Source organism: Paraburkholderia sp. J63 (assembly GCF_905220245.1).
Lineage (GTDB): Bacteria > Pseudomonadota > Gammaproteobacteria > Burkholderiales > Burkholderiaceae > Paraburkholderia.
Genome location: NZ_CAJMZF010000012.1, coordinates 47427 through 74402 on the forward strand (window position 1 = coordinate 47427; position 26976 = coordinate 74402).

The following is a 26976-nucleotide window of genomic DNA, read 5'->3' on the forward strand; positions in this document are numbered from 1 at the left end:
CCGTGCGCGTCCTTCCAGGGACAAAGGGCGCCGTTCGCAGGAACGGCGCCCTTTTTTCATGCGCTCGCGCGTCTCCGTGCGAGCGTCATCCGTACAGCGACGCTCAACTCACTCGGCGTCCGGCTGCACGCCCGGCGCCGCGCGCACGAACGCGTCGAGCTGCACGGCATGGTCGTGAATGCGCTGGATGGTCGGATAGCGCGTCGTGTCGATCTTGAAGCGGTGCGCGTTGTAGATCTGCGGCACGAGGCACAGGTCGGCGATCGTCGGCGTATCGCCGTAGCAGAGCTTGCCCGTGCGCGGATCGTTCGCGAGGCGCTCCTCCAGCGTGGTGAACCCCGCTTCGATCCAGTGCCGATACCAGGCGTCCTTGGCCGCATCGTCCACGCCCAGCGTGTGCTTCAGGTATCTCAGCACGCGCAGGTTGTCGATCGGATGGATCTCGCACGCGATCTGCAGCGCGAGCGAGCGCACGTGCGCGCGGTCGGCGGGAGATTTCGGCAGCAGCGGCGGCTCGGGATGCGTCTCCTCGAGATACTCGATGATGGCGAGCGATTGCTGGATCGCGTGATTTTCGTCGTCAATGAGCGTCGGCACGATCGCATCGGGATTGATCTTGCGATACGCGGGCTTCAGTTGCTCGCCGCCCTCGCGCACCAGATGCACCGGCACGTACTCGTACGACAGGTTCTTCAGATTCAGCGCGACGCGCACGCGGTACGACGCCGAACTGCGGAAATAGCTGTAAAGCTTCATGCTCTCCTCGTACTCCTCTGTCGATCGGAACGAGCGCTTTCGCGCTGGCTCCGCTCCCATGCAAAGCCGTTGATCGTCCCTGGTCCTTACACCACGCGCACGGCGAACTCGCCGAGGCCGTCCACGCCGCCCTTCATCACGTCGCCCGGCTTCACCGCGCCGACGCCTTCCGGCGTGCCCGTGTAGATCAGGTCGCCCGCCTTCAGCTCGAAGAGCGTGGAGAGGAACGCGATGGTGTCGGCGACCGGCCAGATCATCTGCGAAATGTCCGAGCGCTGCTTTTCCTCGCCGTTCACCGAAAGCCAGATCGCGCCGCTGGCCATCTGGCCGGCTTGCGCGACGGGATGGATCGGGCCGATGGGCGCGGAGTGGTCGAAGCCCTTGGCGGTGTCCCACGGGCGGCCGAGCTTCTTCGCTTCGGCCTGCAGGTCGCGGCGCGTCATGTCCAGACCGAGCGCGTAGCCGAACACGTGGTCGAGCGCGCGCTCGACGGAAATGTTCCTGCCGCCCTTGCCGATCGCGGCGACCAGCTCCATTTCGAAGTGGACGTTCTGCGATTGCGCGGGATACGGAAATTCGGCGGTCGTGCCGGGCGCGACGTAGAGCAGCGCGTCGGCGGGCTTGGCGAAGAAGAACGGCGGCTCGCGGTTCGGATCGTGACCCATCTCGCGCGCGTGCGCCTCGTAATTGCGGCCGACGCAATAGATGCGGCGCACCGGGAAGCGCGCATCGCTGCCCGCCACGGGCACCGCGGCTTGCGGCGCCGGGTCAAATACGTATGTCATCGAATTCTCCGTCCTCGTGATGGGCCGCGCGCGGCGGCAAGGCCTGCGCGGCTTAGAACGCGAGTGTAACGCGCTGCGGTCGCAGTGCGCCGCGGCGCTCGTGCGATACTTCCCGTATCCAGACCGATGCAGATCAAAACGCAGACGAAAGCGGCTCCGTTGCAGCAAGCTCGCAGCCAAAGCGCGGCCCGACGAACCGCCATCGCGCCATCTGCCCCACACCCACGCCGCCATGAACGCTCCCGATTCCACCGCTACCTTTTCTTGCGCCCGCTTCATCAAGGAGATCGGCCGCGGGCCGCACGGCGCGCGTTCGCTGTCGTCGGAAGACACGCATACGCTCTATGCGGCGATGCTCGACGGCCGCGTGCCCGAGCTCGAACTAGGCGCGGTGCTGCTCGCCTACCGGCTCAAAGGCGAAACGGCCGATGAACTCGCCGCGATGCTCGCGGCCGCGCACGCGTCGTTCGCGCCCATCGCGGTGGCCGGGGGCGCATATCGCCCGGTGTCGATTCCGAGCTACAACGGCGCGCGCAAGCAGCCGAACCTCGTGCCGCTGCTCGCGCTGCTGCTCGCGCGCGAAGGCGTGCCGACGCTCGTGCACGGCGTCGTCGACGATCCAGGCCGCGTGACGAGTGCCGAAATCTTCGCCGCGCTGAATCTGCCCGCCGCGCACGATCACGCGGCGATCGAGGCGCAGCTTGCCGGGCGCCGCGCGGCGTTCGCGTCGATCGAAACGCTTGCGCCCCAGCTCGCGCGCCTGTTGTCGCTGCGCCGGCGCATGGGCGTGCGCAACTCCACGCACACGCTCGTCAAGCTGCTGCAGCCGTTCGCGCAGCCTGGCCTGCGGCTCGTGAACTACACGCATCCGCCCTACCGCGAGAGCCTGAGCGCGCTCTTTGCGGCGCACCCGGAAGCGGCCGTGGGCGGCGCGCTGCTCGCGCGCGGCACCGAAGGCGAAGCCGTCGCCGACACGCGTCGCCAGGTCCAGGTGGACTGGCTGCACGACGGCATCTGCGAGACGCTGATCGAGCCGGTGCGCTCGTCGCCGGACGGCCCCGATGTCGACTTGCCCGAGGGCCGCGACGCCGCCACGACAGCGGCCTGGATCGAAGCGGTGCTGCGCGGCGACGCACCGGTGCCCGACGCCATCGCACGCCAGGTCGAGACGATCAAGCGCATCGCTAAACGCACTTAATGCGCGTAGTCCGCGCGCAGAAGCACGCACGGCAACGCGCAAAATCTCGCGCATGCCGTGCGCGGCGGACTTCGGCCATCGCGTATGAAGTCGCGCGAAGTCCCGCAGCGCCGAGCCAGGAGACGCGCGAAAGAAAGCCCAACCCGCCATCGGCACGCATCGCCGCCCATCTGCACGCATCTTTGCAGCGCAAAAGCGCGAATTCCCTGTTGACACATTCGCCAGTCCTCGCTTACATTCGACGAATGCGTTCCTTCCCGAACACCCTCCGAATTACCTCCGGCCGCCTGGCGGCCCTATCGCTACGTCTAGCGTAAGCCAGGCGTAGCGCTGCGCGACCACCTCTTTCGAGGTCCCCCGGTCGGCAGTCCTCCCAAGCAGTTCTCGCAGTACCCCAAACCGCAGTTTCTCTACAACCAGTCGTCTGCATTCGTCCGTTTACCGTTCGGACGAGTCGCGAGGGTCAAAATGCACGTTGCATGGGCTTCGTTCATGTCCGCTTCCGCCGCGCCGGTTACCGCCGCCACCGTGGCCTTCTTCTTCGCGTCCGTGGTTGCCGCCCGTTCGCCCGAAGTTGTGCGCATCGTGCCTCGTCGTCAGCAAGCCAGCCGCCCGCTGCCGACCGCCATCGCAAACGACTCCACGAAGAACGAGGCATGTCATGTTGCGTAATCCCGCCGAGAAATACCGTCCCTTCCCCGCCATCCGTTTGAACGGCCGCCGATGGCCCACGCGCACCGTCGAGCGCGCGCCCGTCTGGATGAGCACCGACCTGCGTGACGGCAACCAGTCGCTGATCGAGCCGATGAGCATCGAGCAGAAGACCGAATTCTTCGAGATGCTGGTCGCGATCGGCTTCAAGGAGATCGAAGTCGGCTTTCCGTCGGCGTCGCAAACCGACTTCGATTTCGTGCGCAAGCTGATCGACGAAAAGCGCATTCCCGACGACGTGACGATCGAAGTGCTCGTGCAATCGCGCGAAGAGCTCATCGCCCGCACCTTCGAGGCGCTCGAAGGCGTGCCGCGCGCGATCGTGCATCTCTACAACGCGATCTGTCCGTCGTTCCGCAAGATCGTGTTCGGGCAGTCCAAGGACGAAGTGAAGGCGCTCGCGGTCGAAGGCACGCGCCTGATCCGCCAGTACGCCGACGCGCGCCCTGGCACGCACTGGATCTATCAGTACTCGCCGGAAACCTTCAGCATGACCGAGCTCACGTTCGCGCGCGAAGTCTGCGACGCCGTCGCCCAGACCTGGCGCCCGACGCGCGATCACAAGATGATCGTGAACCTGCCGGCGACGGTCGAAGCCGCGATGCCCAACATCTACGCCGACCAGATCGAGTGGATGGACCGCAACCTCGCGTACCGCGACAGCATCGTGCTCTCGGTGCATCCGCACAACGACCGCGGCACGGCCGTGGCCGCCGCCGAAATGGCACTCCTCGCGGGCGCGGACCGCATCGAAGGGTGCCTGTTCGGCAACGGCGAGCGCACCGGCAATGTCGACCTCGTCACGCTCGCGATGAATCTCTACACGCAGGGCATCGATCCGGGCCTCGACTTCTCCGATATCGACGCCGTGCGCCGCGTGGTCGAGCGCTGCAACCAGTTGCCCGTGCATCCGCGTCACCCGTATGCGGGCGACCTCGTGTTCACGGCGTTTTCGGGCTCGCATCAGGACGCGATCCGCAAGGGCTTTGCGCAACAGCAGCCCGATGCGGTCTGGGAAGTGCCCTATTTGCCGATCGATCCCGCCGATCTCGGCCGCAGCTACGACGCCGTGATCCGCGTGAACAGCCAGTCGGGCAAGGGCGGCGCCACCTGGCTGCTCGAGCGCGGCATGGGCTTCACGCCGCCGCGCCGCGTGCAGATCGAATTCAGCCACGCCGTGCAGACGGTCACCGATGGCTCGGGCGAAGAAATCTCCGGCGATGCAATCTGCGCGCTCTTCTCGCGCGAATACCTCGAAACGCGCGGACCGGCCGCGCACATGGGCGCGGGGCGCGTGCGCTGGGAGGGCCGCGACGTCGCCATGCCCACGGCAGCGCAGATCGACGAGGCGCACGTGCGCGACGTGGCCGCGACGATCGCGGCGGCCGCCGATGAGGGCATCGAAGTCACGTCGTTCGAAACCCTGCGCACGGCGCAGGGCGCCACGGCGGTCTTCGTCGGCTGCCGCGTGGGCGGGCAGGCGCTGCGCCATGGCGTCGGAGTCGCCGACGACGCCGCACATGCGGCCGTCGCCGCCGTGGTGAGCGCGGTCAATCGCGCCGCCTGGCCGCAGATCGACCGGCGCGCGGCGGCTTGATCGTACGAATGCGCACGAACTCGCAAAAACGCACGCGAATGTGCATGAAGTAACGCCGCTGCGCGTGGGCGCGGCAGCACGGTGAACGAAGCAACCGGTTTAGTGGAAGCAGTACCCGGGCTTTGCGTTGAGCGCCGACGGCAAAACGGGCCGTTGGCGTGCGCCCGATACGCTCAGCAAGCGATATCGGCGAGTGGACCTACCGGTTCTCACTCGGTAGCGCAACGCGTCGCCTGCCACGCAAGCAGACGCCAGTGGCCATCCTCCTGGGTCTGAATCGCCGTGTAGGCAATGGGATAGAGCAGCGCGCCGTTGTTCGCTTCCATTTCGATGAGCGCGCGGCCCGAGATCAGGCAGGTCTCGCGGCCCACCGGCAGCACGTCCTGCGACTGGATCTCGATCTGGCGATAGCGGCGGCGCCCCGCGGTGATCGCATCGATGAACTGCTGTTTGGTCTCGCGTTTGCCGTTCGTGTGGACGAAGGTGGCATTGTCGGACAGGAGCTGATCCAGCGACGAGCCGTCGCCGTCCACCATGGCGCGAAACCGCTCGCGCTCCAGCCCGCGTATCGCTTCGATTACTTTTGCAGCCATTGATCGAGCCCCTTGCGCACGAGTCCACGTCATCGCGCCGACCCGCGCCGAAGATTTATCGCACGCGTCTCGCTGAAATTTATACCAGGTTTTGACACATGGATACTTGCGATCAAAAGGATCGCCCTTATATAGGTGTCGTGCGGCCGTGCCTGGCCGGCCGCGCTCGAATGTCGCATCGGAGGCACTTTCGTCTCAATCCGGCGTCTGACAGATTTAGACACCATCGAGGCCGGATACCCAGGCATCGCCCAAGGCGCCAGCCGCCGTGAATCGGCCTGCTTCAGCCCCGTTTTCCTCACCGCATCCGCGCCGGATAGCGGCCTTGTTCTAGAGTATTCCTTCGGCCCGCGGGTGTGCGCGGGACCGTGACGGGCGGCAAGCCCCGTCCAGCTTGCTTCTGTGCATTTCGCTGAAATCTATCGAAACAAATATTTCGATAGGACCAGCGGAACCATGAAGCCCCTACAGACTCGAAGTATTAGCACTCGATATTTGAGAGTGCTAACATCCACCGTGGAGTCGATGTCCGACTTTTGCAAGATTCCTGAGGAGTTCGCTACGTGAGCAACGCAATGACCATGACCCTTCCGAATACGCTTAGCCCGTCGTCGGCCAAGGCCGGGGGTTCGGGTGTACTGGCGCTCGCGAACGCTTCCATGCTGCCTGGCCAACTGGGCAACATCGACGCCTACATTCAGGCCGTGAACCGGATCCCGATGTTGACGCCGCAAGAGGAGCGCCAGTTCGCGACCGAGTTCCGCGAGCAAAACAATCTCGAAGGTGCGCGCCGTCTCGTGCTGTCGCACCTGCGCCTCGTCGTCTCGATCGCGCGTAATTACCTGGGCTACGGCCTGCCGCACGCCGACCTGATCCAGGAAGGCAATATTGGGCTGATGAAGGCTGTGAAGCGCTTCGACCCCGAGCAGAACGTCCGGCTCGTGTCGTACGCCATGCACTGGATCAAGGCCGAGATTCATGAGTACATCCTGCGCAACTGGCGCATGGTGAAGGTCGCCACGACCAAGGCGCAGCGCAAGCTGTTCTTCAACCTGCGCAGCCACAAGCAGGGCCTGCAGTCGTTCACGCCCGAGGAAATCGAGGGTCTCGCGCAAGAGCTGAACGTGAAGCGCGAAGAAGTCGTGGAGATGGAAACGCGTCTGTCGGGTTCTGACATCGCGCTCGAAAGTCAGACCGACGACGGCGAAGAGTCGTTCGCCCCGATCGCCTGGCTCGCCGACTCGCACAGCGAGCCGACCGCCGTGATGGCCGCGCGTCAGCACGACCGCCTGCAGTCGGACGGCATCGCGAGCGCGCTGGAGGCACTCGACGCGCGCAGCCGCCGCATCATCGAGGCGCGCTGGCTGAACGTCGAGGACGACGGCTCGGGAGGCTCGACGCTGCACGAGCTGGCGGACGAGTTCGGCGTCTCGGCCGAGCGCATTCGCCAGATCGAAGCGAGCGCGATGAAAAAGATGCGCACGGCGCTCGCCGACTACGCCTGAGACACCAGGTCACACGGCGCGGCCGCCCCGCCGCACGCAAGCGCTTCACCGCCAGCCCCACTCTTACCAAGAGTGGGGCTTTTTCTTTTCTGGGCGCCGTAATTTGTACGCGTTCGCGCCGACTTTTCCTATTCCTTCATAAGATAGTTCAGCGTTTGACGCAGTCCCAATCTGACAGCAGAAGATCTAAATCAAAATTTGCTGACGTGGGCTGAACTATAAAGATCGCAATGCCGAACAGATGCAACCGCTCGCGACGCCGCACGGCCGCAGCGGAACCAGAATTCAGGAGCTATTGCCATCGCCACGACCTCCACTTCCGGGCCACCCTTGCGCGAGCAAGCGTCGCTACGCGCGCGCTTGCTCCACTGGGCCCGCGGGCCGACCTTCGGCCGCGACATCGTTCTCGTTCTCGCCTTCAAGCTCGTGTTGCTGATGACGCTCAAATACGCGTTCTTCAATCATCCGCAGGCCGAGAACATGACCATGCCGCCGGCGGCGGTCGCGCAGGCCCTGCTCTCCGTGCCCGCGCCGGCCGAGGCCAGATCGCCCGTGACCAGATCGCCCGAGGCTAGACCGCCCGAGGCTAGACCGCCCGTGGCTAGACCGCCCCGCGCAAACCCATCTCAAGGGGACCAGCATCATGCCAATTAGCGAAACCGTCGATCTTTCGCGTCTGCAGTTCGCGGTCACGGCGCTCTATCACTTCCTGTTCGTGCCGCTCACGCTCGGCCTGTCCTGGTTGCTCGTCATCATGGAATCCGTCTACGTGATGACCGGCAAGCCAATCTACAAGGACATGACGCAGTTCTGGGGCAAGCTCTTCGCGATCAACTTCGTGATGGGCGTGACCACCGGCCTCACGATGGAATTCCAGTTCGGCACGAACTGGTCGTACTACTCGCACTACGTGGGCGATATCTTCGGCGTGCCGCTCGCCGTGGAAGGGCTCGCCGCGTTCTTCCTCGAATCGACCTTCGTGGGCCTGTTCTTCTTCGGCTGGAACCGCATGACGAAGGGCGGACACCTGCTCACGACGTTCTTCGTCGCGCTCGGCTCGAACCTCTCCGCGCTGTGGATTCTCGTCGCCAACGGCTGGATGCAGAACCCCGTGGGCGCCGCGTTCAACTACGAAACCATGCGCATGGAGCTCACGAGCCTGTTCCAGGTGATCTTCAACCCGGTCGCCCAGGTGAAGTTCGTGCACACGGTATCGGCCGGCTATGTGACGGCGTCGATGTTCGTGCTCGGCATTTCGTCGTGGTATCTGCTGCGCCGCCGCGACGTGGACTTCGCGCTGCGCTCGTTCGCCATCGCCGCGGGCTTCGGCCTTGCGTCCACGCTCTGCGTGATCGTGCTCGGCGACGAATCGGGCTATCGCACGGGCGAGGTCCAGCAGATCAAGCTCGCCGCCATCGAAGCCGAATGGGACACGGCGCCCGCACCCGCGCCGTTCACGCTGTTCGGCATCCCTAACCAGCAGGAAGAGCGCACCGACTACGCCATCCGCATTCCCTACCTGATGGGCATCATCGCCACGCGCTCGATCGACGAGCCGGTGATCGGCCTGAAGGACCTGATGGGCCGCGCCGAAGTGCGCATCCAGAACGGCATGCTCGCCTACGCCGCGCTGCAGAAAATGAAGGAAGGCACGGCCGACACCGCCACGCGCGACGTGTTCGAGGCACACAAGGCCGACCTCGGCTACGGCCTGCTGCTCAAGCAGTACGCGCCGAACGTGACCGACGCCACGCCCGAGCAGATCAAGGCCGCCGCGAAGCACTCGATTCCGCCCGTCGCGCCGGTGTTCTGGTCGTTTCGCGTGATGGTGGGCCTCGGCATGCTGTTCCTCGCGACCTTCGTGCTCGCATTCTGGTTCTGCGCACAGCGCACGCTGCTCAAGGGGAACCGCCGCTGGTTCCTGCGCTGGGTGGTCTGGGCGATTCCGCTGCCGTGGCTCGCCGCCGAATTCGGCTGGGTCGTCGCCGAGCTAGGCCGCCAGCCGTGGACCATCGCCGAGGTGCTGCCCACGCACCTCTCGGCGTCGAGCCTCGCGCCCGGCGACGTGTGGCTGAGCCTCGCGGGCTTCGTGGTGTTCTACACGGCGCTCTTCATCATCGAGATCACGCTGATGTTCAAGTACGCGCGCCTCGGCCCCTCGGCGCTGCATACGGGGCGCTACTTCCACGAGCAGGGCGCGGCCGTGGCGAGCGGCAACCGCGTCTCGTGATGCGCGCCCGCAACGTGTCGAAAGCAACGCACAGGAAACACACAGGAACCACACCATGGACTACGCAACGCTCAAAGTGATCTGGTGGGTGCTGATCGGCGTGCTCTTGATCGGCTTCTCGCTCACCGACGGCTTCGACATGGGCGCCGCCGTGCTGCTGCCCTTCATCGGCAAGACCGATGCGGAGCGCCGCATCGTCATCAATACGGTCGGCGCGACCTGGGAAGGCAATCAGGTCTGGCTCATCACCGCGGGCGGCGCCATGTTCGCCGCCTGGCCGCTCGTCTATGCGGCGTCGTTCTCGGGCTTCTACTTCGCGATGCTGCTCGTGCTCTTCGCGTTGTTCTTCCGGCCCGTGGGCTTCGACTACCGCGGCAAGCGCGACAACCCGAAGTGGCGCAGCGCCTGGGACTGGGCGCTGTTCGTCGGCGGCTTCGTGCCGGCGCTCGTGTTCGGCGTGGCGTTCGGCAACCTGCTCGAAGGCGTGCCGTTCAGCTATGACACGGACCTGCGCGTGACGTATCACGGCGGCTTCTTTGAATTGCTCAATCCGTTCGCGCTCCTGTGCGGGCTCGTGAGCCTCACCATGCTCACCGCGCACGGCGCCGCGTTCGTGAAGCTCAAGAGCGAGGGCGTGGTGGCCGCGCGGGCGTCGAAAGCGCTGCGCATCGCATCGTTACTCGCGGTCGTGTGCTTCGTCCTGGCGGGCGCACTCGTGGCCACGCTGATCGGCGGCTACACGATCACGACGCCGGCTCCGTACGACAGCGTCGCCAATCCGCTGCTCAAGAGCGTCGAGCCGGGCACGGGCCTGTGGATCAGCAACTACGGGCTCTATCCGTGGATGGCGATTGCGCCGGTTCTCGGCATTCTCGGCGGCGTGGTCGCGTTCGTGCTCGCGGGTTCTCGGCTCGAGAAGACGGCCTTTTTCGGCACCTCGCTGCTGATCATCGGCGTGATTCTCACGGCGGGCTTCTCGATGTTTCCGTTCATCATGCCGTCCTCGCTGGACCCGCGTTCGAGCCTCACGGTGTGGGACGCCACCTCCAGCAAGACCACGCTCGAAATCATGCTCGTGGCCGTGATCATCTTCCTGCCGATCGTGCTCGCCTACACCACGTGGGCGTATCGGATCATGCGCGGCAAGGTGACCGTAGAGGCCGTCGAGGACAAGCGCAATTCGTTGTACTGATCGCGTGGTGCCAGGCGATTCGCGCGGCCTGGTGCGTGAGGCCGCAACGCAATTTACACAGGAGTGGAAACCATGTGGTACTTCACCTGGATACTGGGCATTGGCGTGGCGCTCGGCTTTGGGATCATCAACGTGATGTGGCTCGACCAGCAGCACAAGATGGACAGCGACGATAGCGGGCAGTGAGGCTGCGAGCGAGCGGCGTGGGAAGGGTCCAGCCATGAAAAAACCGGCGCACGCGCCGGTTTTTCCTTACAACGAGAGACCGCTGATGAAGCCGCTCACGCCGCCTCCAACGCAAGCTCCCGCGCATAGCGCTGCGCCGCGTCGCCCACGACGATATGCAGCGTATCCGCCGACACCCAGGCCACATCGAGCGTGCCAAGCTGCGTGCGGTCGACTGCCGCCGGGTCGCGCACGATCACGCGCAAACGCGTGAGCGCGACCGCATCGAGCGAGACGATGTTCGCCACGCCGCCCAGCACCGCGAGCCAGCGCGACGGATTCGGGTCGAGCGGACCGGCTTGATCGCTCGCACTGGCCGATGACGGCGCAGCCGCTGGCGCGACAGGCGCCGCCTTCGCCACCGCCGAGGCCGCCGAAGCCGCCGCCGGACGGCCGCTGGCGATCTCGCGACGGATCTCGTCGGCGATCATGTCCGCTTCCGGCCCGATGATGACCTGCACGCTTTCGCCGCCGCGCTTGAGCACGCCGCGCGCGCCAATCGCCTTGAGCGCCGGCTCCGACACGTGCGCCGGATCGGCCACCGTGAGACGCAGGCGCGTCGTGCAGGCATCGACCACCTTCAGGTTGGCCGCGCCGCCGAGCGCATCGATATAGCGCGCCGCACGCGAGAGCGACGTGGCCGCTGCCACACCGCCGGCCGCCACGTCCACACCCGACATCGACGAGGCGATGGCCGTGTCGCCGGCCGAGGCTTCGCGGCCCGGCGTCGGCAGATTGAAGCGGCGGATGAAGAAGCGGAACAGCACGTAGTAGACCACCGCGTAAGCGATGCCGAGCGGGATCGCTTCCCAGCCGTGCGTCGAGAGACCGTAGTTCAGCACGTAGTCGATCGCGCCCGCCGAGAACGTGAAGCCGAGCTTGATGCCGAGCAGCGAGCAGATCGCGAGCGACAGGCCCGTGAGCACGGCGTGGATGCCGTAGAGCACCGGTGCGAGGAACATGAAGGTGAACTCGATCGGCTCGGTCACGCCCGTGAGGAACGAGGTGAGCGCCATCGAGAGCAGCAGGCCGCCCACCATCGCGCGGCGCTCCTTGGGCGCCTCGTGCAGCATCGCGAGACACGCGGCCGGCAGGCCGAACATCATCACCGGGAAGAAGCCGGCCATGAAGCCGCCCGCGGTGGGGTCGCCCGCGAAGAAGCGGTGCAGGTCGCCGGTCACGGCCGCGCCGCCGGCGGCCGGCGTGAACGAGCCGAACACGAACCACACGAGCGAGTTCAGGATGTGATGGAGGCCGGTCACGAGCAGCAGCCGGTTCAGCAATCCATAGACGAAGGTGCCGATCGCGCCCGCCGTGGTGAGCCAGTGGCCCGCCGTGTCGATCGCGCTCTGCACCGGTCCCCATGCATAGCCGAACACGATGCCGAGCACGAGGCATGCGAGCCCGGTCACGATCGGCACGAAGCGCTTGCCGCCGAAGAAGGCCAGGAACTCGGGCAGCTTGATGTCCTTGAAGCGGTTGTACAGCATGCCCGCCACGACACCGGCCACGACGCCCGAGAGCACGCCCATGTTGAGCTTGTCGTTGATGTCCTTCATCACGGCGGTCTCGACCAGATAGCCGAGCGCGCCCGCGAGCGCCGCCACGCCGTTATTGTCCTTCGCGAAGCCCACCGCGATGCCGATCGCGAACAAGAGCGGCAGATTGTCGAAGATCGCGCCGCCTGCGTCGGCGATGATCTTGATGTTGAGCATGTCGGCCTGCCCGAAGCGCAGCAGAATGCCGGCCACCGGCAGCACTGCGATCGGGAGCATCAGCGCGCGGCCGAGGCTCTGAATCTTGAGAAACGGATTGCCATCCATGAACTGCCTCCAGTCCCTGTCTCTTGCGTGACGTAAGTGAGGTGAGAGAAGCCGGCGCGCGATCGCTGCGCCCGCCGGCGGGTTTTATTAAGGAAATCGAACGATTGCTGTACCAACAACTACCTGGTGAGCTGAGTGGCCAGCCAGCCGGCCACTCAGCGGATCCAGACAGAGATCAATCGAGCGGCCAGTGTGCGCGGCTCGCCGCGCGCACCGCCTGCGCCGATTCCAGCGCGAGGATCTCGAACGCGCGCTCGCGGCACTGGCTGTAATCGAGCTTGCGCACGCGCGCCTTGATCGTCGGCACGGAAACCGGATCGACCGAAAGCTCGGTCACGCCAAGGCCGATGAGCAGCGGCACCGCGAGCGGATCGCCCGCCAGCGCGCCGCAGACGCCCACCCACTTGCCATGCTTGCTTGCGCCCTCCACCGCCACGGAGACGAGACGCAGCACGGCCGGATGCAGGCCGTCGGCCTGCGCCGCCAGATCGGGCTGGCAGCGGTCCATCGCGAGCGTGTACTGCGTGAGATCGTTGGTGCCGATCGAGAGGAAGTCGGCGTGGCGCGCGAGCTGGTCGGCCAGCAGCGCCGCCGAGGGCACCTCGATCATCACGCCCACCTCGATGCGGCCCGTGCGGCCCGCTTCGCGTGCAAACGTGTCGATGCGCTCGCGCAGGCGCACAAGCTCGCCCACGTCGGTGACCATCGGCAGCAGGATGCGCACGGCGCCCATCGGCTCGACCGCGAGCAGCCCGCGCAACTGGTCGTCGAGCAAGTCGGGGCGCACCTGCGCGAGACGGATGCCGCGCAGGCCCAGCGCGGGGTTCGGCTCGGGCGGCAGCGTCAGATAGTCGACTTCCTTGTCCGCGCCCACGTCGAGCGTGCGGATGATCGCCGTGCGTCCACCCAGCGCCTCGGCGATTGCCTGGTAGCCCTCGCGATGCTCGTCCACCGTGGGCGCCGCCTGGCGATGGATGAACATGAGCTCGGTGCGCAAAAGGCCCACGGAATCCGCGCCGTTTTCGACAGCGGTGCGCGCGTCGTCGAGCGTCGCGATATTCGCCGCGACTTCGACCGCGTGGCCGTCGCGCGTGGCCGCGGCCTCGTGCGAGGTGCGCCGGTTCGCTTCGCGCACGCCCGCGAGGCGCTGCTTTTCGGCGCGGGCGCGCTCGACGTCCTGCGTGCTCGGCGCGAAGGCAAGGCTGCCCGCGCTCGCGTCCACCACCACCGTCGCGCCTTCTTCGATCTTGTGCAGCGCGTCGCCGAGCGCGACGAGCGCCGGAATGCCCGCCTGGCGCGCGATGATCGCGGCGTGCGAGGTCGCGCCGCCGCGCGCCATCACGAGCGCGGTAACGCGCTTGCGGTCGAGCGAGGCGAGGTCGGAGGGCGTGAATTCGTCGGCGGCGAGCACGGCTTCTTCGGGCAGCTCGCGCTGCGCCGCGGCCGCCGTACCACCAGCGCCGCACGCGTTCGCGAGCGCGCGCAGCACGCGCTTTTCCAGGTCGCGCAGATCGGCGGCGCGCTCCGCGAGCAGCGGGTCGTCCACCTTGCCGAGCACCGCGATCTGGGCGCGGATCGCTTCGCGCCATGCGAAGCCCGCGCTCTTGCCGAGGCTGATGAGGTCGCGGGCGGCGTCGATGAGGGTCGGGTCTTCGAGCAGCACGCGATGCATCTGGAAGATGCCCGCTTCGCCGATCGCACCGCGCTGCGAGGCCGCGCGCACGGAGGCGTCGAGTTCGCCGTCGACCGAGGCGACAGCCTTGTCGAGCAGGCGGCTTTCCGCCGCCGAGGGGCCGCTCGCGAGCTCGGACGGCTCGAGTTCCGCGTCGTCCCAGCGCACCAGCTTGCCGACGGCCACGCCAGGCGCCGCGCACACGCCGATCAGCGTGCCCGGCGTGCCCTGGGCGGCCCGCTGCGCGGCAACGGCCGCGCCTGCCGCGCTGGCCACGGCGGCAGCCGCGGGCGCCGGCGACAGTTGCCGCGCGGGCGCCTCGCCGCCTTCGCCCGGCGCTTCGCGCAGGAGCTCTCCGGCGACGGCGTCCACGGCCTTCTGCGCCTCGCGGCCCATGCCGACCAGTTCGATGGTCGCGCCCTCACCTGCGCCGAGGCCGAGCAGGCCCACTACGCTTTCGATGGTGGCCTTGCGCTCGCCATAGCGCACTTCCACGCGCGCATCGATCCCGCGCGCCGCTTCGCGCGCACGCGCGGCCGGCCGCGCATGGAGGCCGCCCGCATGCGTGAGCGTCACGCTGCGGCGCACTTCGTTCGTGACCACGTCCGCGACGCCGGGCACGCCCGCTGCGCCATCACGCGCACGCAGCACGAGCAGCGGCGTCTCGCCGGCCACGACATGATCTTTATAGTCCGCGCGCGCGACCACTTCGAACGCATCGGAGTTCGCGACCGCGATCACGGAGACGAGGCTCGGCGCATTGCACGCCACCACGTCGAGATCGAATTCGATCAGCAGATCGCCACGGCGCACCTGCGCGCCCTGCTCGACCTTCGGCGCGAAGCCCTTGCCGTTCAGCTCGACCGTGTCGATGCCGATATGCACGAGCACCTGCGCGCCTTCGGCGGTCTGCAGCGTGACGGCGTGGCCGGTGCGCGCGAGGTGCATGACCGTGCCGTCGCACGGCGAGACGAGCCGGCCGACGAGCGGATCGACGCCGATGCCGTCGCCGAACAGGCCTTCCGAAAACACCGGATCGGGCACCGCAGCGAGCGGCACGACTGGGCCGGTCAGCGGTGCGACCAGTTCGATACAACCCTCGGCGGAATTTTCCGGCTTCATCAGGCGAGACTCCTGGATGCGTTCCATCAGCGTTCCAATCTAGTGGGTTTCGGTGACTTTGTTCAGGTAGCGCGGCTCGTCCGGGTTGCGGCCGCGCGCGGCGGCAAGGCTCGCCGCCATCACGTAGAACGAAAGAATGGCGGCGATCGGGTCGAGCGCCGGGTCGGCCGTCGTGACGAGCGGCAGCGTGGCTTCGGGCACGTCGGCGGGCGCCGCGAGCAGCACGCGCGCACCGCGCTTTTGCATGTCGCGCGCGAGCTCCACGAGACCGGCCTGCTCCGGCCCGCGCGGCGCGAACACGAGCAGCGGATAGTCGCGGTCGATCAGCTCCATCGGGCCGTGGCGCACTTCGGCGCTCGAGAACGCCTCGGCCTGGATGCCCGAGGTCTCCTTGAGCTTGAGCGCCGCTTCCTGTGCGATGGCAAGACCCGGGCCGCGGCCGATCACGATCATCTGCGAGACGTCGCGCAGTTCGTCCACGGCCTTCGACCAGTCGAGCGCGCCCGCGCGATCGAGCGCCGCCGGCAGTGCGCGCACGGCGTCGAGGAACGCTGCGTCGCGTTGCCAGAACGCCACGAGCTGCGCCGACATCGCGAGCATCGCGATATAGCTCTTGGTGGCCGCGACGCTGAGCTCGGGGCCCGCGAGCAGCGGCAGTTCGTTGCCCGCGGCCTCGGCGAGCGGCGAGCCGCCCACGTTGACCATGGCGGCCGTGAGCGCGCCCGCGTCATGCAGCGCGCGCATCGTGGCGACAAGGTCAGGACTCCTGCCTGATTGGGAGAAAGCAAGGGCAAACTGGCCCTTCACGCGTAAAGGCGCCTGTTGCAGCGTCGCGATCGACATGGGAATCGAGGCGACCGGCACGCCGATGCGGCTCATGGTGAGCGAGGCGAAATAGCTCGCCGCGTGGTCCGAGCTGCCGCGCGCAACCGTGAGCGCGACGTGGCGCGGCTCGGCCTCGAGCGCGCGGGCGAGCGCCTCGACGCGCGAGGTGTCCGCGAGCTGCGCGGCGACGACGCCGGCCGAGGCCAGCGCTTCTTTAAGCATATTCGACAATCGATTCTCCTTCGACGTAGGTCGCGGTAAGCGTCAGTTCGCGGTCGAACACATTGACGTCGGCCCATGCGCCGCGCGCGAGGCGGCCACGGTCTTCGATGCCGAGATAGTCGGCCGCATAGCGCGACAGGCGCGCCGAAACATCTGCGATCGGCAGGCCGAGCGACACGAGATTGCGCAAGGCCTGGTCCATGGTGAGGGTGCTGCCCGCGAGCGTGCCATCGGCAAGGCGCACGCCGCCGAGGCATTTGGTCACGTGCTGGCTGCCGAGGCGGTATTCGCCGTCGGGCATGCCAGTGGCCGAGGTGCTGTCGGTCACGACATAGAGACGCGGAATGGCGCGCAGCGCCGCGCGAATCGCACCCGGATGCACGTGCAGCAGGTCGGGGATGATCTCGGCGTATTCGGCGTGCGCGAGCGCCGCGCCGACGAGACCCGGATTGCGGTGATGGAGCGGCGACATCGCATTGAAGAGGTGCGTGAAGCCGCGCGCGCCGTGCTTGAGCGCAGCCACGGCGTCGTCGTAGGTCGCGAGCGAGTGGCCGAGCTGCACGCGCACGCCGCGCGCCGCCATCTCGCCGATGATCTCGATGTGGCCCGCGATTTCCGGCGCCACGGTCACCACGCGGATCGGCGCGATCGACAGATACTTGAGCACTTCGTCGAGCACGGCGGACACCGCCGCGTCGGGCTGCGCGCCCAGCTTGCCCGGATTGATGTACGGCCCTTCCAGGTGCACGCCCAGCACGCGCGCGCCGCCCGGCGTGCGCCGCCGCGCCACGTCGCCGAGACCCGAGACCACGCTCATCAGCTCCTCGCGCGGCGCGGTCATGGTGGTGGCGAGCAGGCTCGTCGTGCCGTAGCGCGCATGGGTGCGCGCGATGGTTTCGATGGCGTCGCCCGCCTCCATGACGTCGGCGCCGCCGCCGCCATGCACGTGCAGGTCGATGAAGCCGGGCAGCAGGTACGGCGCGTCGTTCTTCGCGGGATCGGCGGCCTCGCCCTCGATCGACGTGATACGTCCGTTTTCGAACGTCAGCGTGCCGTTGATCCAGCCCTCTGGGGTGAGAATGTTTCCGCTCAGCATGAGATTTTTCCGATTTTGCGCACGCCAAGATGAGGTGCGCGATGAGTCGTGACGATGACGTGCATGAGAGATTCTTGGTGCGGCTTTCCGTTCCCGCGATTTGTCTGCATTACTGTGCTCATTGCCTGAGCTCCGCGACGAAGTCGTAATAGCCGTCGCGGCAATAGGTATCGGTGAGCTCGATGGCGTGCTGGTCGCGCGAAAAACCCACGCGCGTGATCACGAGCAGCGCCGCGCGCGGCTCCACGCCCATCAGCGTCGCGATCTCGCCGGTCGCGTTGACCGCGCGAAAGTGCTGAAGCGCTCGCACGACCGGCGCACCGCGCTCTTCCAGATACGCATAGAGCGAGCCGTCGATCGCGTGCGGGTCCGACACGATGGACACGGGCAGCGCCGAATGCTCGACGGCCATCACGATGCCGTCCGCGCGGCGCAGGCGCCGCAGGCTCGCGACCGAGGCGCCCGGCGAGAGCCCGAGCTGCACGATCTCTTCGCGCAGCGCGGGACGCACCTCGCGCTCGAGCCACACCGAATCGGGCGTGAAGCCGCGCTGCTCCATCTTTTTCGTGAAGCCGGTGAGGCGCGAGAGCGGATCTTCGACGCGCGGCGTGATGAAGCTGCCCGCGCCGCGTGCGCGCCGGATCAGCCCCTGCTCGACCAGCAGCTCGATGGCCTTGCGCGCCGTGATGCGCGAAACGCCGATGGCGTCCGAGAGCGTTCGCTCCGAAGGCAGCGCCTCGCCCGCGGACCACACGCCGCAGTGAATGGCCGTCGCAAGGTTACGCGCGAGCTGCAGATAGAGTGGCGTGACGTTGCGCGCATCGGGCATCAGGGCAGACCAACGGGTTTCCATGGAACTCCGGCCAGCGGTTGGACAGATCGTGGGGGCGCCCGGACAAGCGATCTGGCACTTTCAACGTTGCCGTCGTGGTACCTGGTCCGGTGCAAATGCGAGCCCATTATATAACCACAATAATACCAGTCAACATGTGCGGCGGTCACTCGTCTGGCGGCACATAATTCATAAAAATCAATGAGTTATATGATGACAAAAGGCGCTTCAGGCAGCTTGCCTGGCATCGGTATTTTCCCTGGAGAATGGCCTTTGGGCTCTTTTTGAGAGACCAGTGAACGTCTAAATGAGCAAAGCAGAGGGACCAGTGCGATACCAGATGAGGACCACCGGCCCGTTTCGCGGCGCTCTGACATCCCATATAGTGACACCTGACCAACATCAACAAGTGACGACGGGGTATTGAGTTGTCGACCGATTCCGACATAAAACGGCGCGCCGAAGCCGTCCTGCAGTTCAATCGCTTCTATCGGAAATTTCTGGGTGCCCGACACAGCGAGCTTCCGCCCACGTCTTTTTCACTGACCGAGATTCGCATCCTGCGCGAGCTGGAGAGCGGCCGCACGGACACCGCGTCGGCGCTCGCACGCGACCTGATGCTCGATTCCGGCTATCTGAGCCGGATTCTCGCGGGGTTCGAGCGCCAGCAACTGATTTCGCGGCGCACTTCCGAAGCCGACGCGCGCCAGACCCTCCTGAGCCTGACCGATGCGGGACGCGCCGCCTGCGCTGCGCTTGCCGCGGCGGCTGTCGGCAGCGTGATGGGTCTGCTCGGAACGCTTTCGGTCGCCGAGCAGGAGCAGTTGATCGACGCGATGGAGCTCGTGCAAAGGCTGCTCGGATAAAAAATGGGCGCAAAAAAGCCGCTTCCAGAAAGCGGCTTTTCGTTGGCCGGATCGACAGCGGGCGGCTTGCGCGCCGCGCGTCGCTTTAGAACGACGGGATCATCGAGCCCTTGAACTCGCTCTTGATGAACTGGCGCACGTCTTCCGACTGATAAGCCGCCACGAGCTTCTTCACCCACGGCTTGTCCTTGTCCTGGGCGCGCACGGCGATCAGGTTCGCGTACGGGCTGTGGACGTCTTCCAGCGCGATCGCGTCCTTGGTCGGCTGCAGGCCCGCTGCCAGTGCGTAGTTCGTGTTGATCACGGCGGCGTCCACGTCGCCGAGCGCGCGCGGCAGCTGCGCGGCGTCCAGTTCGACGAGCTTCACCTTCTTCGGATTTTCGGCGACGTCGAGCGGCGTCGCGTTATTGCCGTTGGTGCCCGCGCCCGCGCGCAGCTTGATTACGCCCTTGTTCTGCAGGAGCAGCAGCGCGCGGTTCTCGTTCGAAGGATCGTTCGGCACCGCGACCTTCGCGCCTTGCGGCAGGTCGTTCAGCGACTTGAGCTTCTTCGAGTAGACGCCGATCGGCGAAATGTAGGTGAGGCCCGCGTTCACGAGCTTGTAGCCGCGCTGCTTGACCTGGCTGTCGAGGTACGGCCCCGTCTGGAAGCTGTTGGCGTCGAGATCGCCCGAGTCGAGCGCCGCGTTCGGCTGCACGTAGTCGTTGAATTCGATGACCTTGACGTTCAGGCCTTCGCGCCTGGCGACCTTCTGGACCACGGCCCAGACCTGGGCGTCCGGACCGGAAACGGTACCGACCTTGATGACCTTGTCGTCGGCGTGGGCGCCGAAGCTGGCTGCGAGCGTGGTGGCGGCAACGCCGGCGAGGAGAGCTTTAATCAGATTTCTGCGCTGCATGGAGATGATGTTTCCGCTTGTTGCGTGTTTATTACGGTCTTGTTCCGGTTGCGGCGGCATTGTGTGCCACCGTCCGGGCAGACAGAAATGGTCTCATATCGCGCCGGTCACACGAAATATAGAAATCGCATACGGGTATACCAGCGTGGGCCAGTGAGGCCGTGTCGGCCTGTGGGCTCGCCGGCGGCCGAGCGCGCTGGGTCAGTCGTTCGAAGCGAGCAGGATCTTCAGATCGTGCAGCCAGGGCGTGACGCCCTGCCCGTCGCGCGCGAACAGGCGCAGCTTGCCCGTGGTGTCGAACACATAGCTCGCGGCGGTGTGATCCATCGTGTAGTTGTCGGGCGTCGTGCCCGGCACCTTCGCGTAGTAGACGCGGAAGTCCTTCGTGACCTGCTTGAGCTGCACATCGTTAGCGGGGCGCAGCGCGATGAAGGTCGGATTGAAGGCGCTCACGTACTGGCTCAGGATTGCGGCACTGTCGCGCTCGGGGTCGACGCTCACGAAGATCACCTGCACGCGCTTCGCGGCGTCGGGACCCAGTTGCTGGAGCGCCTGCGAAAGCTCGGCCATGGTGGTCGGGCAGACGTCCGGGCAATGCGTGTAGCCGAAGAACAGCACGACCACCTTGCCCTTGAAGTCGGCGAGCGAGCGCATCTTGCCGCTCGTGTCCGGCAGCGAGAAGTCCTTGCCGAACTGCGTATTGCCGGTGATGTCGAGGTTCGAGAACGACGGCGGCTGCTGGCCGCAGCCTTCGAGCATCAGCGTGCCGCCGAGCGCGCCTGCCGCTGCAAGCGCAATGAGCGTGACACGAGCGGCGCGCGCGAACGGCGCGAAGGTAGAACTGGCCATACCGTTACATCCCGATGAGTGCGTGCACGTAGTGATCGACGAGCAGCGCGGCAAACAGCACCGAGAGGTAAACGATCGAATAGCGGAAAGTCTTGCGTGCGAGCGCGTCCGAATACTCGAGGTAGATCTTCCACGCGTAGGCGAGGAACACCGCGCCGAGCAGGACCGCCGTGACCAGATACAGCAGGCCGCTCATGCCCGAGATATAGGGCATCAGCGTAACCGCGAACAGGATCACGGTGTAAAGCAGGATGTGCAGGCGCGTGTACTTTTCGCCATGCGTATTGGGCAGCATCGGCAGGCCCGCGTTTTCGTAGTCCTTGCGGCGATAGAGCGCAAGCGACCAGAAGTGCGGCGGCGTCCAGACGAAGATGATGAGCACGAGAATCCAGGCGTCGGCCGGCACGTGGCCCGTGACGGCCGCCCAGCCGAGCGCCGGCGGCATCGCACCCGAGGCGCCGCCGATCACGATGTTCTGCGGCGTGGCCGGCTTGAGCAGCAGCGTGTAGATGATCGCGTAGCCGATGAAGGTCGCGACCGTGAGCCACATGGTGAGCGGATTGGCGAACGTGTACAGCACCCACATGCCGAGGCCGCCGATCACTGCCGAGAACAGCAGGATCTGCACGCTGGTGATCTCGCCGCGCGCCGAAGGACGCCAGGCGGTGCGACGCATGCGCGCATCCACCTTCTGCTCGACGAGACAGTTGATCGCGAACGCGGCGCCGGCCGTCAGCCAGATGCCGACGGTGCCGCCGACGAGCTGCTTCCAGGGCACCATGCCCGGCACGGCGAGGAACATGCCGATGACCGCGCAGAACACGGCCAGCTGGGTGACGCGGGGCTTCGTGAGCGCGAGATATTGGGAAATCCGGCTGCCTGGCGTCTGGGAGAGGGTTGTGCTTTCCATAGGGCGGGGTCACACCGCAGCGGTGTCGCGCGCAGGAAGGACGGCGCGGCCGGGGCGGCTACAAGCAATTCGAAAGTTTAGCACGACGACCAGAAGCAGCAGGATCGCCGCGCCACCGTTGTGCGCCACTGCCACGGGCAGCGGCCACTGCAGCACGATGTTGGATAGTCCGGTCAAAAACTGGATCGCGATCACGATCAGGACCCAGTTTGCGGTGCGTCGCAGCGAAGCGTAACGCCGCAACTTGAGGGCGAACCATACCAGATAAGCGATCACCACGAACGCGAACGTGCGATGCGTCCAGTGGATCGCGACAAGCGCGTCCTGGGTGATCACGTCGCCGTTGCCGTCCATGCCGAGCGCGCGCCAGAGGTGGAAGCCGTGATGGAAGTCCATCGGCGGGATCCACGCGCCGTTGCAGGTCGGAAAGTCGGTGCAGGCGAGCACCGCGTAGTTCGTGCTCACCCAGCCGCCCAGCGCAATCTGCACGACGAGCAGCACGAGCGCCGCGAGCGCGGCCACGCGCCAGCGCGCGGCGTCGGGCTCATAAGCGGGCAGCGGCGTCATGCGAGCGGCGAGCCACGCGAGCGAGCCGAGCAGCGTGAGGCCGAGCAGCAGGTGCGTGGTGACGATGATCGGTTGCAGCTTCATCGTCACGGTCCATGCGCCGAACACGCCCTGCACGACGATCAGGCCGAGCAGCGCCGTGGGCCACCACGGCGAGACGTGCAGCGGCATGCGCTTGATGCGCGCGCGCCAGGCGATCGCGGTCTGCGCAATGATCAGGACGCCGATGGCCATCGCGAAATAGCGGTGAATCATCTCGATCCACGCCTTCGTCATGCTCACGGGGCCGCTCGGCATCGCGAGGTGCGCGGCCGCGATCTGCACGTGCGCGATAAACGGCGACGACGTGCCGTAGCAGCCCGGCCAGTCCGGGCAGCCGAGCCCCGAATCGGTGAGGCGCGTGAAGCCGCCGAACATCACGAGGTCGAGCGTCATGAAGGTCGTGAGCCACACGAGCTTGCGGAATTTGTCGTCGTCGGCCTTCACCCAGACCCACGACAGCGGCAGCAACGCGATGCACAGGCCAATCAGGCCCAGCTCCAGGATAAACATCTCTCTTACTCTTCTCTGTCAGACTCGCGCTGCGCACCTTAACCGATACGCGACCACTTGAGCAGTTTGGTCACGTCTTGTTTGATCCTGGACGGATCGGGCTGCGTGGGGAACCGCATCATCAGGTTGCCGTTCGGGTCGACCATGTAGATGTGGTCGGTGTCCTTCGTCTTGTCGGTGGCGGGCAGCCACGCGGCCACCGAGGCTGGATCGGCGCGCAGCATGCGCGTGTCCGGATAGGCGCTCTTCACGACGGCGGGCACGGTGGCATCGTCGGTGCGCAGCCAGACGTTGACGATGCGCTCGCGCTCCTGGCCCTGCGTCGCGCGCACCTGGCGCATGAAATAGAGCTTCTGCACACAGGGCTCGCCGCACGCGCTGCCGTCCACGGAGATCATCAACCAGCGGCCCTTGAGCGAGGCGAGCGGCACTTCGCGGCCGTCGTCGCCGGTCACCATCAGCGCGGACGGAATCGTGCGCTGCGGCTCGATCAGCGTGCCGTAGCTCGTCGTGCCGCCCTTCGGCTTGATCACGTAGTACGTGAAATACGAGATCGCGATGGGCGCGCCGCACACCAGCGCGATCAGCAGCAGCATCCAGCGGCCGCGATGCCACGAGCCTTGTTGGGGAGCGCCCTTCTGCGGAGCGCCCTTAGGCGAAGCGCCCTTCTGCAGCGATGCGCTGCGCGAAACCTGCGATGAATCGGGAGAATGCGTCGACACTGCTTGAACCTCGTTTCTGTCGCTTCCAGTTATCCATGCGCTGCTATGTCGCAGCGTATCCTTGCGCCCGATGCGCCGTCCGATGGCTTTGGCCAACCAGTCGACCAAAAAATCAGGCGATCGTCAGGCGTCCTTCGTGCTGTGCAGCGGCCCCTGACCCTGCCCTTTCCCGCGCTCTTTTGTCGCAGCCCGCCGGGCCGCGTAAAGACCGAATCCGAGCGCCGCGGCCGCCATGCCCCACCACTGGAGCATGTAGCCGTAGTTGCGCTCGACGTCCGCGACCGGCACGGGCCAGTCGCGCACGAGGCCGTCCTTGAAGGCCGGCACGAAGCCCGTTTGCTGGATCACGAAGGGCTGCAGCGGCAGTCCGGTTTCCGCCGCGTAGGAAGCGACGCCGAGATTCTGCCGTATCTTCTGATGCGCTGCAGAGCCACCCGCGCCCAATTCGAAGGCGCGCGAGGCATCGGCGCGCGCAATGCCCTCCACCTCGACCGGGCCCGCGGGCGTCAGATAGGGCGCGATCCGCTCGCGGTCCTCGATGTTGCGCGGCAACCAGCCGCGGTTCACGAGCACGTAGCCACCGCCTTCCAGTTTAAGCGGCATCACCACGTAAAAGCCTGGCTGGTCGTTATAGGGACGATTGTCGAGATACACGGTGCGCTCGGGCATGAACGTGCCTTTCGCCCGCACGCGATGGAACTCGATGTCCTTCAGCGCGATCGATGCGGCGCCCACGGTCTGCGGGCTCGCGTTCTCGTAGCGCGTGATCTGCGCCTGCAGCGCCTCCTTCTGATGGGCGCGGTCGCGCTGCCAGAAGCCAAGCCGGATGGTCACGGCCATCACGATCACGATGAGCAGGGCGGGAACGAGACGGATCTTCATCGGGCACATCCGATGCGGCGCATTCGGGTGACCGAAGCCCGCACCCGGGGGCACGGTGCGATAATGAGACAGGCGTTTTCAGGCATGCCAACTTCCGTGAACTTCATGCACATACTTGTCCCCATTGCATTTGCGCTGATCATCACGAGTATGATCTCGGCGCTTTACTTCATGATGCACGACCGGGGCCGCACCAAGCGGATGGTCTGGTCGCTCGCGACACGCGTCGGGCTGTCCATCTCGCTGTTCCTCTTCATCCTCTTTGCGCACTGGATGGGCTGGATCCAGTCCACCGGGATTCCATACGGCCGCTAAGCGCGGCGTTAGCGTTCGGCCATTCTGAGCTGCGCTGCGCCGCCCGGTCAGCCGAGCGCTTCGGACCCCGCATCATCGAGTTCAGCAAAAGCCAAGGCGCCGCGCCGACGAGGTCGGAGCGGCGCCTTGGCTTTTTTACGCCCGCTGCGCTGCGGCACGCGCGTGCCGCGCGGATGCCCGCATCGAGCGCGTTACAGCCAGTACACGACGACGTAGAGGCCGAGCCAGACCACGTCCACGAAGTGCCAGTACCATGCGGCACCTTCGAATGCGAAGTGGTGCTCCGCCGTGAAGTGGCCGCGAATCAGCCGCACCAGCACTACGGTCAGCATCGTGCCGCCAAGGAACACGTGAAAGCCGTGGAAGCCCGTGAGCAGGAAGAACGTCGAACCGTAGATGCCCGAAGCGAGCGTGAGATTGAGTTCGTTATACGCGTGGATGTACTCGAAGGCCTGCAGGCACAGGAAGCACAGGCCCAGCACGATCGTCCCCGCGAGCCACGCGATGGCCTTTTTCCGATGATCGTCGCGCAGTGCATGGTGAGCGACCGTGAGCGTCGCGCCCGAGGAGAGCAGGAGCGCCGTGTTGATGGTCGGCACGGGCCAGGGCGTCATCGAGCGGAAATGCGAGACGAGCGCCGCCGGGCCGTTGTTCGGCCACACCGCCGCGAAGTCCGGCCAGATCAGCTTGTAGTCGAGGCTGCCTAGCTGATGCAGCGCGATCTCGCGCGCATAGAACAGCGCGCCGAAGAATGCGCCGAAGAACATCACTTCGGAGAAGATGAACCAGCTCATGCTCCAGCGATACGACGCGTCGACGCGCTTGCCGTACATGCCGCCTTCCGATTCGGAGATCGCGTCGCCGAACCAGTGCCAGAGCGTGAAGAGCACCCACAGCAGGCCGATGGCCACGCCGATCGGCCCCCACGATTCGCCGTTGATCCACGAGGCGAGCGACGAGAGCATGATCAGGAGGCCAACGGCCGCGCTGATCGGATGCCGCGACGGATGCGGAATGAAGTAGTACGGGCTATCGTTTTGGCCGCTCATGCCTGATTCTCCAATTTCCAGTTGCTCCGGACAGTGCCGGCTGCTGCCGGCTTCTGTCTTCGTTATTCGATATTCGTTTTCCGGGGCGCATGCCGCTTCGATGCCGCGCTATGCGTGCTGGCCCACCACCGCGTGCACGATCAGCAGCAGCACGACGATGAACAGCGCCGCTCCGATGATCCCCGCCGCGATCAGCGCCAAAGGATGCAGCTGCGCGGCGTCCGATTCGAGATCGGCACGCTTGCGGATGCCGAGGAACGACCACGCCACCGCTTTCGCCAGTTGCAGCAAGCCGCTCTTCTTCGGCTTCGCCGCGCCGCTACCGCCGCCCTCGCCCTTCATGCCGTTTCCGTTCATGCGCGTCGTCTCACTGCGTCACGCCTCATTCGTCTCATGCGCCGGCCGACTGCTTCGGCGCCTGCGGTACCGCCGGCTTGTTCAGCTCGAAGAACGTGTACGACAGCGTGATCGTCTTCACGTCCTTCGGCAGTTTCGGATCGATCACGAACACCACCGGCATGCGCTTCGTCTCGTTCGCCTTCAAGGTCTGCTGCGTGAAGCAGAAGCACTCGATCTTGCGGAAGTACTCCGTGGCCTGCTTCGGCGCGTAGCTCGGGATCGCCTGCGCGTCGATCGTGCGTCCTTCGTTGTTCGAAATGTCGTACATCACGGTCATGACTTCGCCGGGATGCACGTCGAGGCTCGTTTGCTCAGGCTTGAAGCCGAGCAGCCCGCGCGCGTTCGCGTCGAACTCCACCGAGATCGTGCGCGTCATGTCCACTTGCGTGTTACGCGCCTCGCGCTCGGTGGCGTCGCGCTGCACAAGATTGTTGATGCCGGTGACCTGGCAGATCGCGCGATACATCGGGATGAGCGCAAAACCGAAACCGAACATCAGGAGCGCCACCACGACGAGCTTGATGAGCATCGAGCGGTTGAACGCGCGATCGCTGCCAGTGTGCTGCGTAGACATCGAACTTCC

26 protein-coding genes and 1 pseudogene are annotated in these 26976 nt (G+C 65.9%); 10 read left to right on the top strand and 17 right to left on the bottom strand.

Annotation, left to right across the window (positions count from 1 at the left end; all coding sequences use genetic code 11):
• Positions 1 to 108: 108 nt before the first annotated feature.
• Both maiA and U5775_RS15185 read right to left on the bottom strand, forming a co-directional pair.
• The gene (maiA, locus tag U5775_RS15180) at positions 109 to 756 is read right to left on the bottom strand and encodes a maleylacetoacetate isomerase (protein ID WP_322058940.1); all 648 of its coding nucleotides are present in this window, start codon (positions 754 to 756) and stop codon (positions 109 to 111) included.
• A gap of 86 nt (positions 757 to 842) precedes the next feature.
• Entirely contained in the window at positions 843 to 1541 is a 699-nt protein-coding gene (locus tag U5775_RS15185) for a fumarylacetoacetate hydrolase family protein (RefSeq protein ID WP_322058941.1), read from the bottom strand.
• Between the two features lie 232 nt (positions 1542 to 1773).
• Here U5775_RS15185 and ybiB point away from each other — a divergent pair, with 232 nt between their 5' ends.
• The 3 genes from ybiB to leuA all read left to right on the top strand — a co-directional run bounded on the left by ybiB (position 1774) and on the right by leuA (position 5047).
• A complete protein-coding gene (gene ybiB, locus U5775_RS15190) occupies positions 1774 to 2739 on the top strand; it encodes a DNA-binding protein YbiB (protein ID WP_322058942.1) in 966 nt (321 codons plus the stop codon).
• Between the two features lie 492 nt (positions 2740 to 3231).
• The gene (locus U5775_RS15195; protein WP_322058943.1) at positions 3232 to 3411 is read left to right on the top strand and encodes a hypothetical protein; all 180 of its coding nucleotides are present in this window, start codon (positions 3232 to 3234) and stop codon (positions 3409 to 3411) included.
• Positions 3401 to 5047: a 2-isopropylmalate synthase gene (gene leuA / locus U5775_RS15200; RefSeq protein WP_322058944.1), complete on the top strand. Its 1647-nt coding sequence runs from the start codon at positions 3401 to 3403 to the stop codon at positions 5045 to 5047. The genes U5775_RS15195 and leuA overlap by 11 nt, the downstream gene beginning before the upstream one ends.
• 209 nt (positions 5048 to 5256) lie before the next feature.
• Here leuA and U5775_RS15205 read toward each other — a convergent pair whose 3' ends face one another.
• Positions 5257 to 5640 (bottom strand): nuclear transport factor 2 family protein, encoded by a 384-nt coding sequence (locus tag U5775_RS15205; protein WP_322058945.1) that lies wholly within the window; start codon positions 5638 to 5640, stop codon positions 5257 to 5259.
• 563 nt (positions 5641 to 6203) lie between these two features.
• On the opposite strand from U5775_RS15205, the gene rpoH reads away from it, so the two are divergent.
• The 5 genes and pseudogenes from rpoH (at position 6204) to cydX (ending at position 10753) form a co-directional block, all read left to right on the top strand.
• Positions 6204 to 7145 (top strand): RNA polymerase sigma factor RpoH, encoded by a 942-nt coding sequence (gene rpoH, locus U5775_RS15210; protein WP_322058946.1) that lies wholly within the window; start codon positions 6204 to 6206, stop codon positions 7143 to 7145.
• Positions 7146 to 7475: 330 nt separating this feature from the next.
• Positions 7476 to 7682: pseudogene (gene cydP, locus U5775_RS15215) on the top strand (cytochrome oxidase putative small subunit CydP); the annotation flags it as partial.
• A 106-nt stretch (positions 7683 to 7788) separates the two neighbouring features.
• Positions 7789 to 9375, top strand: a complete 1587-nt coding sequence (locus tag U5775_RS15220) for a cytochrome ubiquinol oxidase subunit I (protein WP_322058947.1) — start codon at positions 7789 to 7791, stop codon at positions 9373 to 9375.
• A gap of 55 nt (positions 9376 to 9430) precedes the next feature.
• The gene (cydB, locus tag U5775_RS15225; protein WP_322058948.1) at positions 9431 to 10567 is read left to right on the top strand and encodes a cytochrome d ubiquinol oxidase subunit II; all 1137 of its coding nucleotides are present in this window, start codon (positions 9431 to 9433) and stop codon (positions 10565 to 10567) included.
• Positions 10568 to 10639: 72 nt separating this feature from the next.
• On the top strand, positions 10640 to 10753 hold the full coding sequence (cydX, locus tag U5775_RS15230) for a cytochrome bd-I oxidase subunit CydX (protein WP_322058949.1): 114 nt from the start codon (positions 10640 to 10642) through the stop codon (positions 10751 to 10753).
• Between the two features lie 95 nt (positions 10754 to 10848).
• Here cydX and nagE read toward each other — a convergent pair whose 3' ends face one another.
• The 5 genes from nagE to U5775_RS15255 all read right to left on the bottom strand — a co-directional run bounded on the left by nagE (position 10849) and on the right by U5775_RS15255 (position 18405).
• The gene (gene nagE, locus U5775_RS15235; RefSeq protein ID WP_322058950.1) at positions 10849 to 12615 is read right to left on the bottom strand and encodes an N-acetylglucosamine-specific PTS transporter subunit IIBC; all 1767 of its coding nucleotides are present in this window, start codon (positions 12613 to 12615) and stop codon (positions 10849 to 10851) included.
• Between the two features lie 175 nt (positions 12616 to 12790).
• Positions 12791 to 15436 carry a phosphoenolpyruvate--protein phosphotransferase gene (gene ptsP, locus U5775_RS15240; protein ID WP_322058951.1) on the bottom strand — a complete coding sequence of 882 codons (2646 nt, stop codon included), beginning with the start codon at positions 15434 to 15436 and terminating at the stop codon, positions 12791 to 12793.
• A 12-nt stretch (positions 15437 to 15448) separates the two neighbouring features.
• Positions 15449 to 16456 (bottom strand): SIS domain-containing protein, encoded by a 1008-nt coding sequence (locus U5775_RS15245; RefSeq protein ID WP_322059074.1) that lies wholly within the window; start codon positions 16454 to 16456, stop codon positions 15449 to 15451.
• A complete protein-coding gene (gene nagA, locus U5775_RS15250) occupies positions 16449 to 17552 on the bottom strand; it encodes an N-acetylglucosamine-6-phosphate deacetylase (protein WP_322058952.1) in 1104 nt (367 codons plus the stop codon). The genes U5775_RS15245 and nagA overlap by 8 nt, the downstream gene beginning before the upstream one ends.
• 118 nt (positions 17553 to 17670) lie before the next feature.
• The gene (locus tag U5775_RS15255; RefSeq protein WP_322058953.1) at positions 17671 to 18405 is read right to left on the bottom strand and encodes a GntR family transcriptional regulator; all 735 of its coding nucleotides are present in this window, start codon (positions 18403 to 18405) and stop codon (positions 17671 to 17673) included.
• A gap of 407 nt (positions 18406 to 18812) precedes the next feature.
• Between U5775_RS15255 and U5775_RS15260 the strand changes: the two genes are divergently transcribed.
• Positions 18813 to 19250, top strand: coding sequence for a MarR family winged helix-turn-helix transcriptional regulator (locus U5775_RS15260; protein WP_322058954.1), 438 nt, complete (start codon positions 18813 to 18815; stop codon positions 19248 to 19250).
• An 85-nt stretch (positions 19251 to 19335) separates the two neighbouring features.
• Here the strand turns inward: U5775_RS15260 and U5775_RS15265 are convergent, their stop codons facing one another.
• From U5775_RS15265 to U5775_RS15290, 6 genes are all read right to left on the bottom strand, one after another.
• Positions 19336 to 20148 (bottom strand): MetQ/NlpA family ABC transporter substrate-binding protein, encoded by an 813-nt coding sequence (locus U5775_RS15265; RefSeq protein WP_322058955.1) that lies wholly within the window; start codon positions 20146 to 20148, stop codon positions 19336 to 19338.
• Between the two features lie 201 nt (positions 20149 to 20349).
• Entirely contained in the window at positions 20350 to 20997 is a 648-nt protein-coding gene (locus tag U5775_RS15270) for an SCO family protein (protein WP_322058956.1), read from the bottom strand.
• 4 nt (positions 20998 to 21001) lie between these two features.
• A complete protein-coding gene (gene cyoE / locus U5775_RS15275) occupies positions 21002 to 21907 on the bottom strand; it encodes a heme o synthase (protein WP_322058957.1) in 906 nt (301 codons plus the stop codon).
• A gap of 9 nt (positions 21908 to 21916) precedes the next feature.
• Positions 21917 to 23026 (bottom strand): COX15/CtaA family protein, encoded by a 1110-nt coding sequence (locus tag U5775_RS15280; RefSeq protein ID WP_322058958.1) that lies wholly within the window; start codon positions 23024 to 23026, stop codon positions 21917 to 21919.
• Positions 23027 to 23064: 38 nt separating this feature from the next.
• Positions 23065 to 23700, bottom strand: a complete 636-nt coding sequence (locus U5775_RS15285) for a cytochrome C oxidase subunit I (protein ID WP_322059075.1) — start codon at positions 23698 to 23700, stop codon at positions 23065 to 23067.
• Between the two features lie 171 nt (positions 23701 to 23871).
• On the bottom strand, positions 23872 to 24630 hold the full coding sequence (locus tag U5775_RS15290; protein ID WP_322058959.1) for an SURF1 family protein: 759 nt from the start codon (positions 24628 to 24630) through the stop codon (positions 23872 to 23874).
• Positions 24631 to 24735: 105 nt separating this feature from the next.
• Here U5775_RS15290 and U5775_RS15295 point away from each other — a divergent pair, with 105 nt between their 5' ends.
• Complete coding sequence (locus tag U5775_RS15295) at positions 24736 to 24945, top strand: twin transmembrane helix small protein (RefSeq protein ID WP_028220007.1); 210 nt, start codon at positions 24736 to 24738, stop codon at positions 24943 to 24945.
• Positions 24946 to 25136: 191 nt separating this feature from the next.
• Here the strand turns inward: U5775_RS15295 and U5775_RS15300 are convergent, their stop codons facing one another.
• The 3 genes from U5775_RS15300 to U5775_RS15310 all read right to left on the bottom strand — a co-directional run bounded on the left by U5775_RS15300 (position 25137) and on the right by U5775_RS15310 (position 26967).
• Entirely contained in the window at positions 25137 to 25994 is an 858-nt protein-coding gene (locus U5775_RS15300; RefSeq protein ID WP_322058960.1) for a cytochrome c oxidase subunit 3, read from the bottom strand.
• Between the two features lie 108 nt (positions 25995 to 26102).
• Positions 26103 to 26336, bottom strand: coding sequence for a DUF2970 domain-containing protein (locus U5775_RS15305; RefSeq protein ID WP_415913585.1), 234 nt, complete (start codon positions 26334 to 26336; stop codon positions 26103 to 26105).
• A 49-nt stretch (positions 26337 to 26385) separates the two neighbouring features.
• Positions 26386 to 26967, bottom strand: coding sequence for a cytochrome c oxidase assembly protein (locus tag U5775_RS15310; protein ID WP_322058962.1), 582 nt, complete (start codon positions 26965 to 26967; stop codon positions 26386 to 26388).
• Between the last annotated feature and the right edge of the window lie 9 nt (positions 26968 to 26976).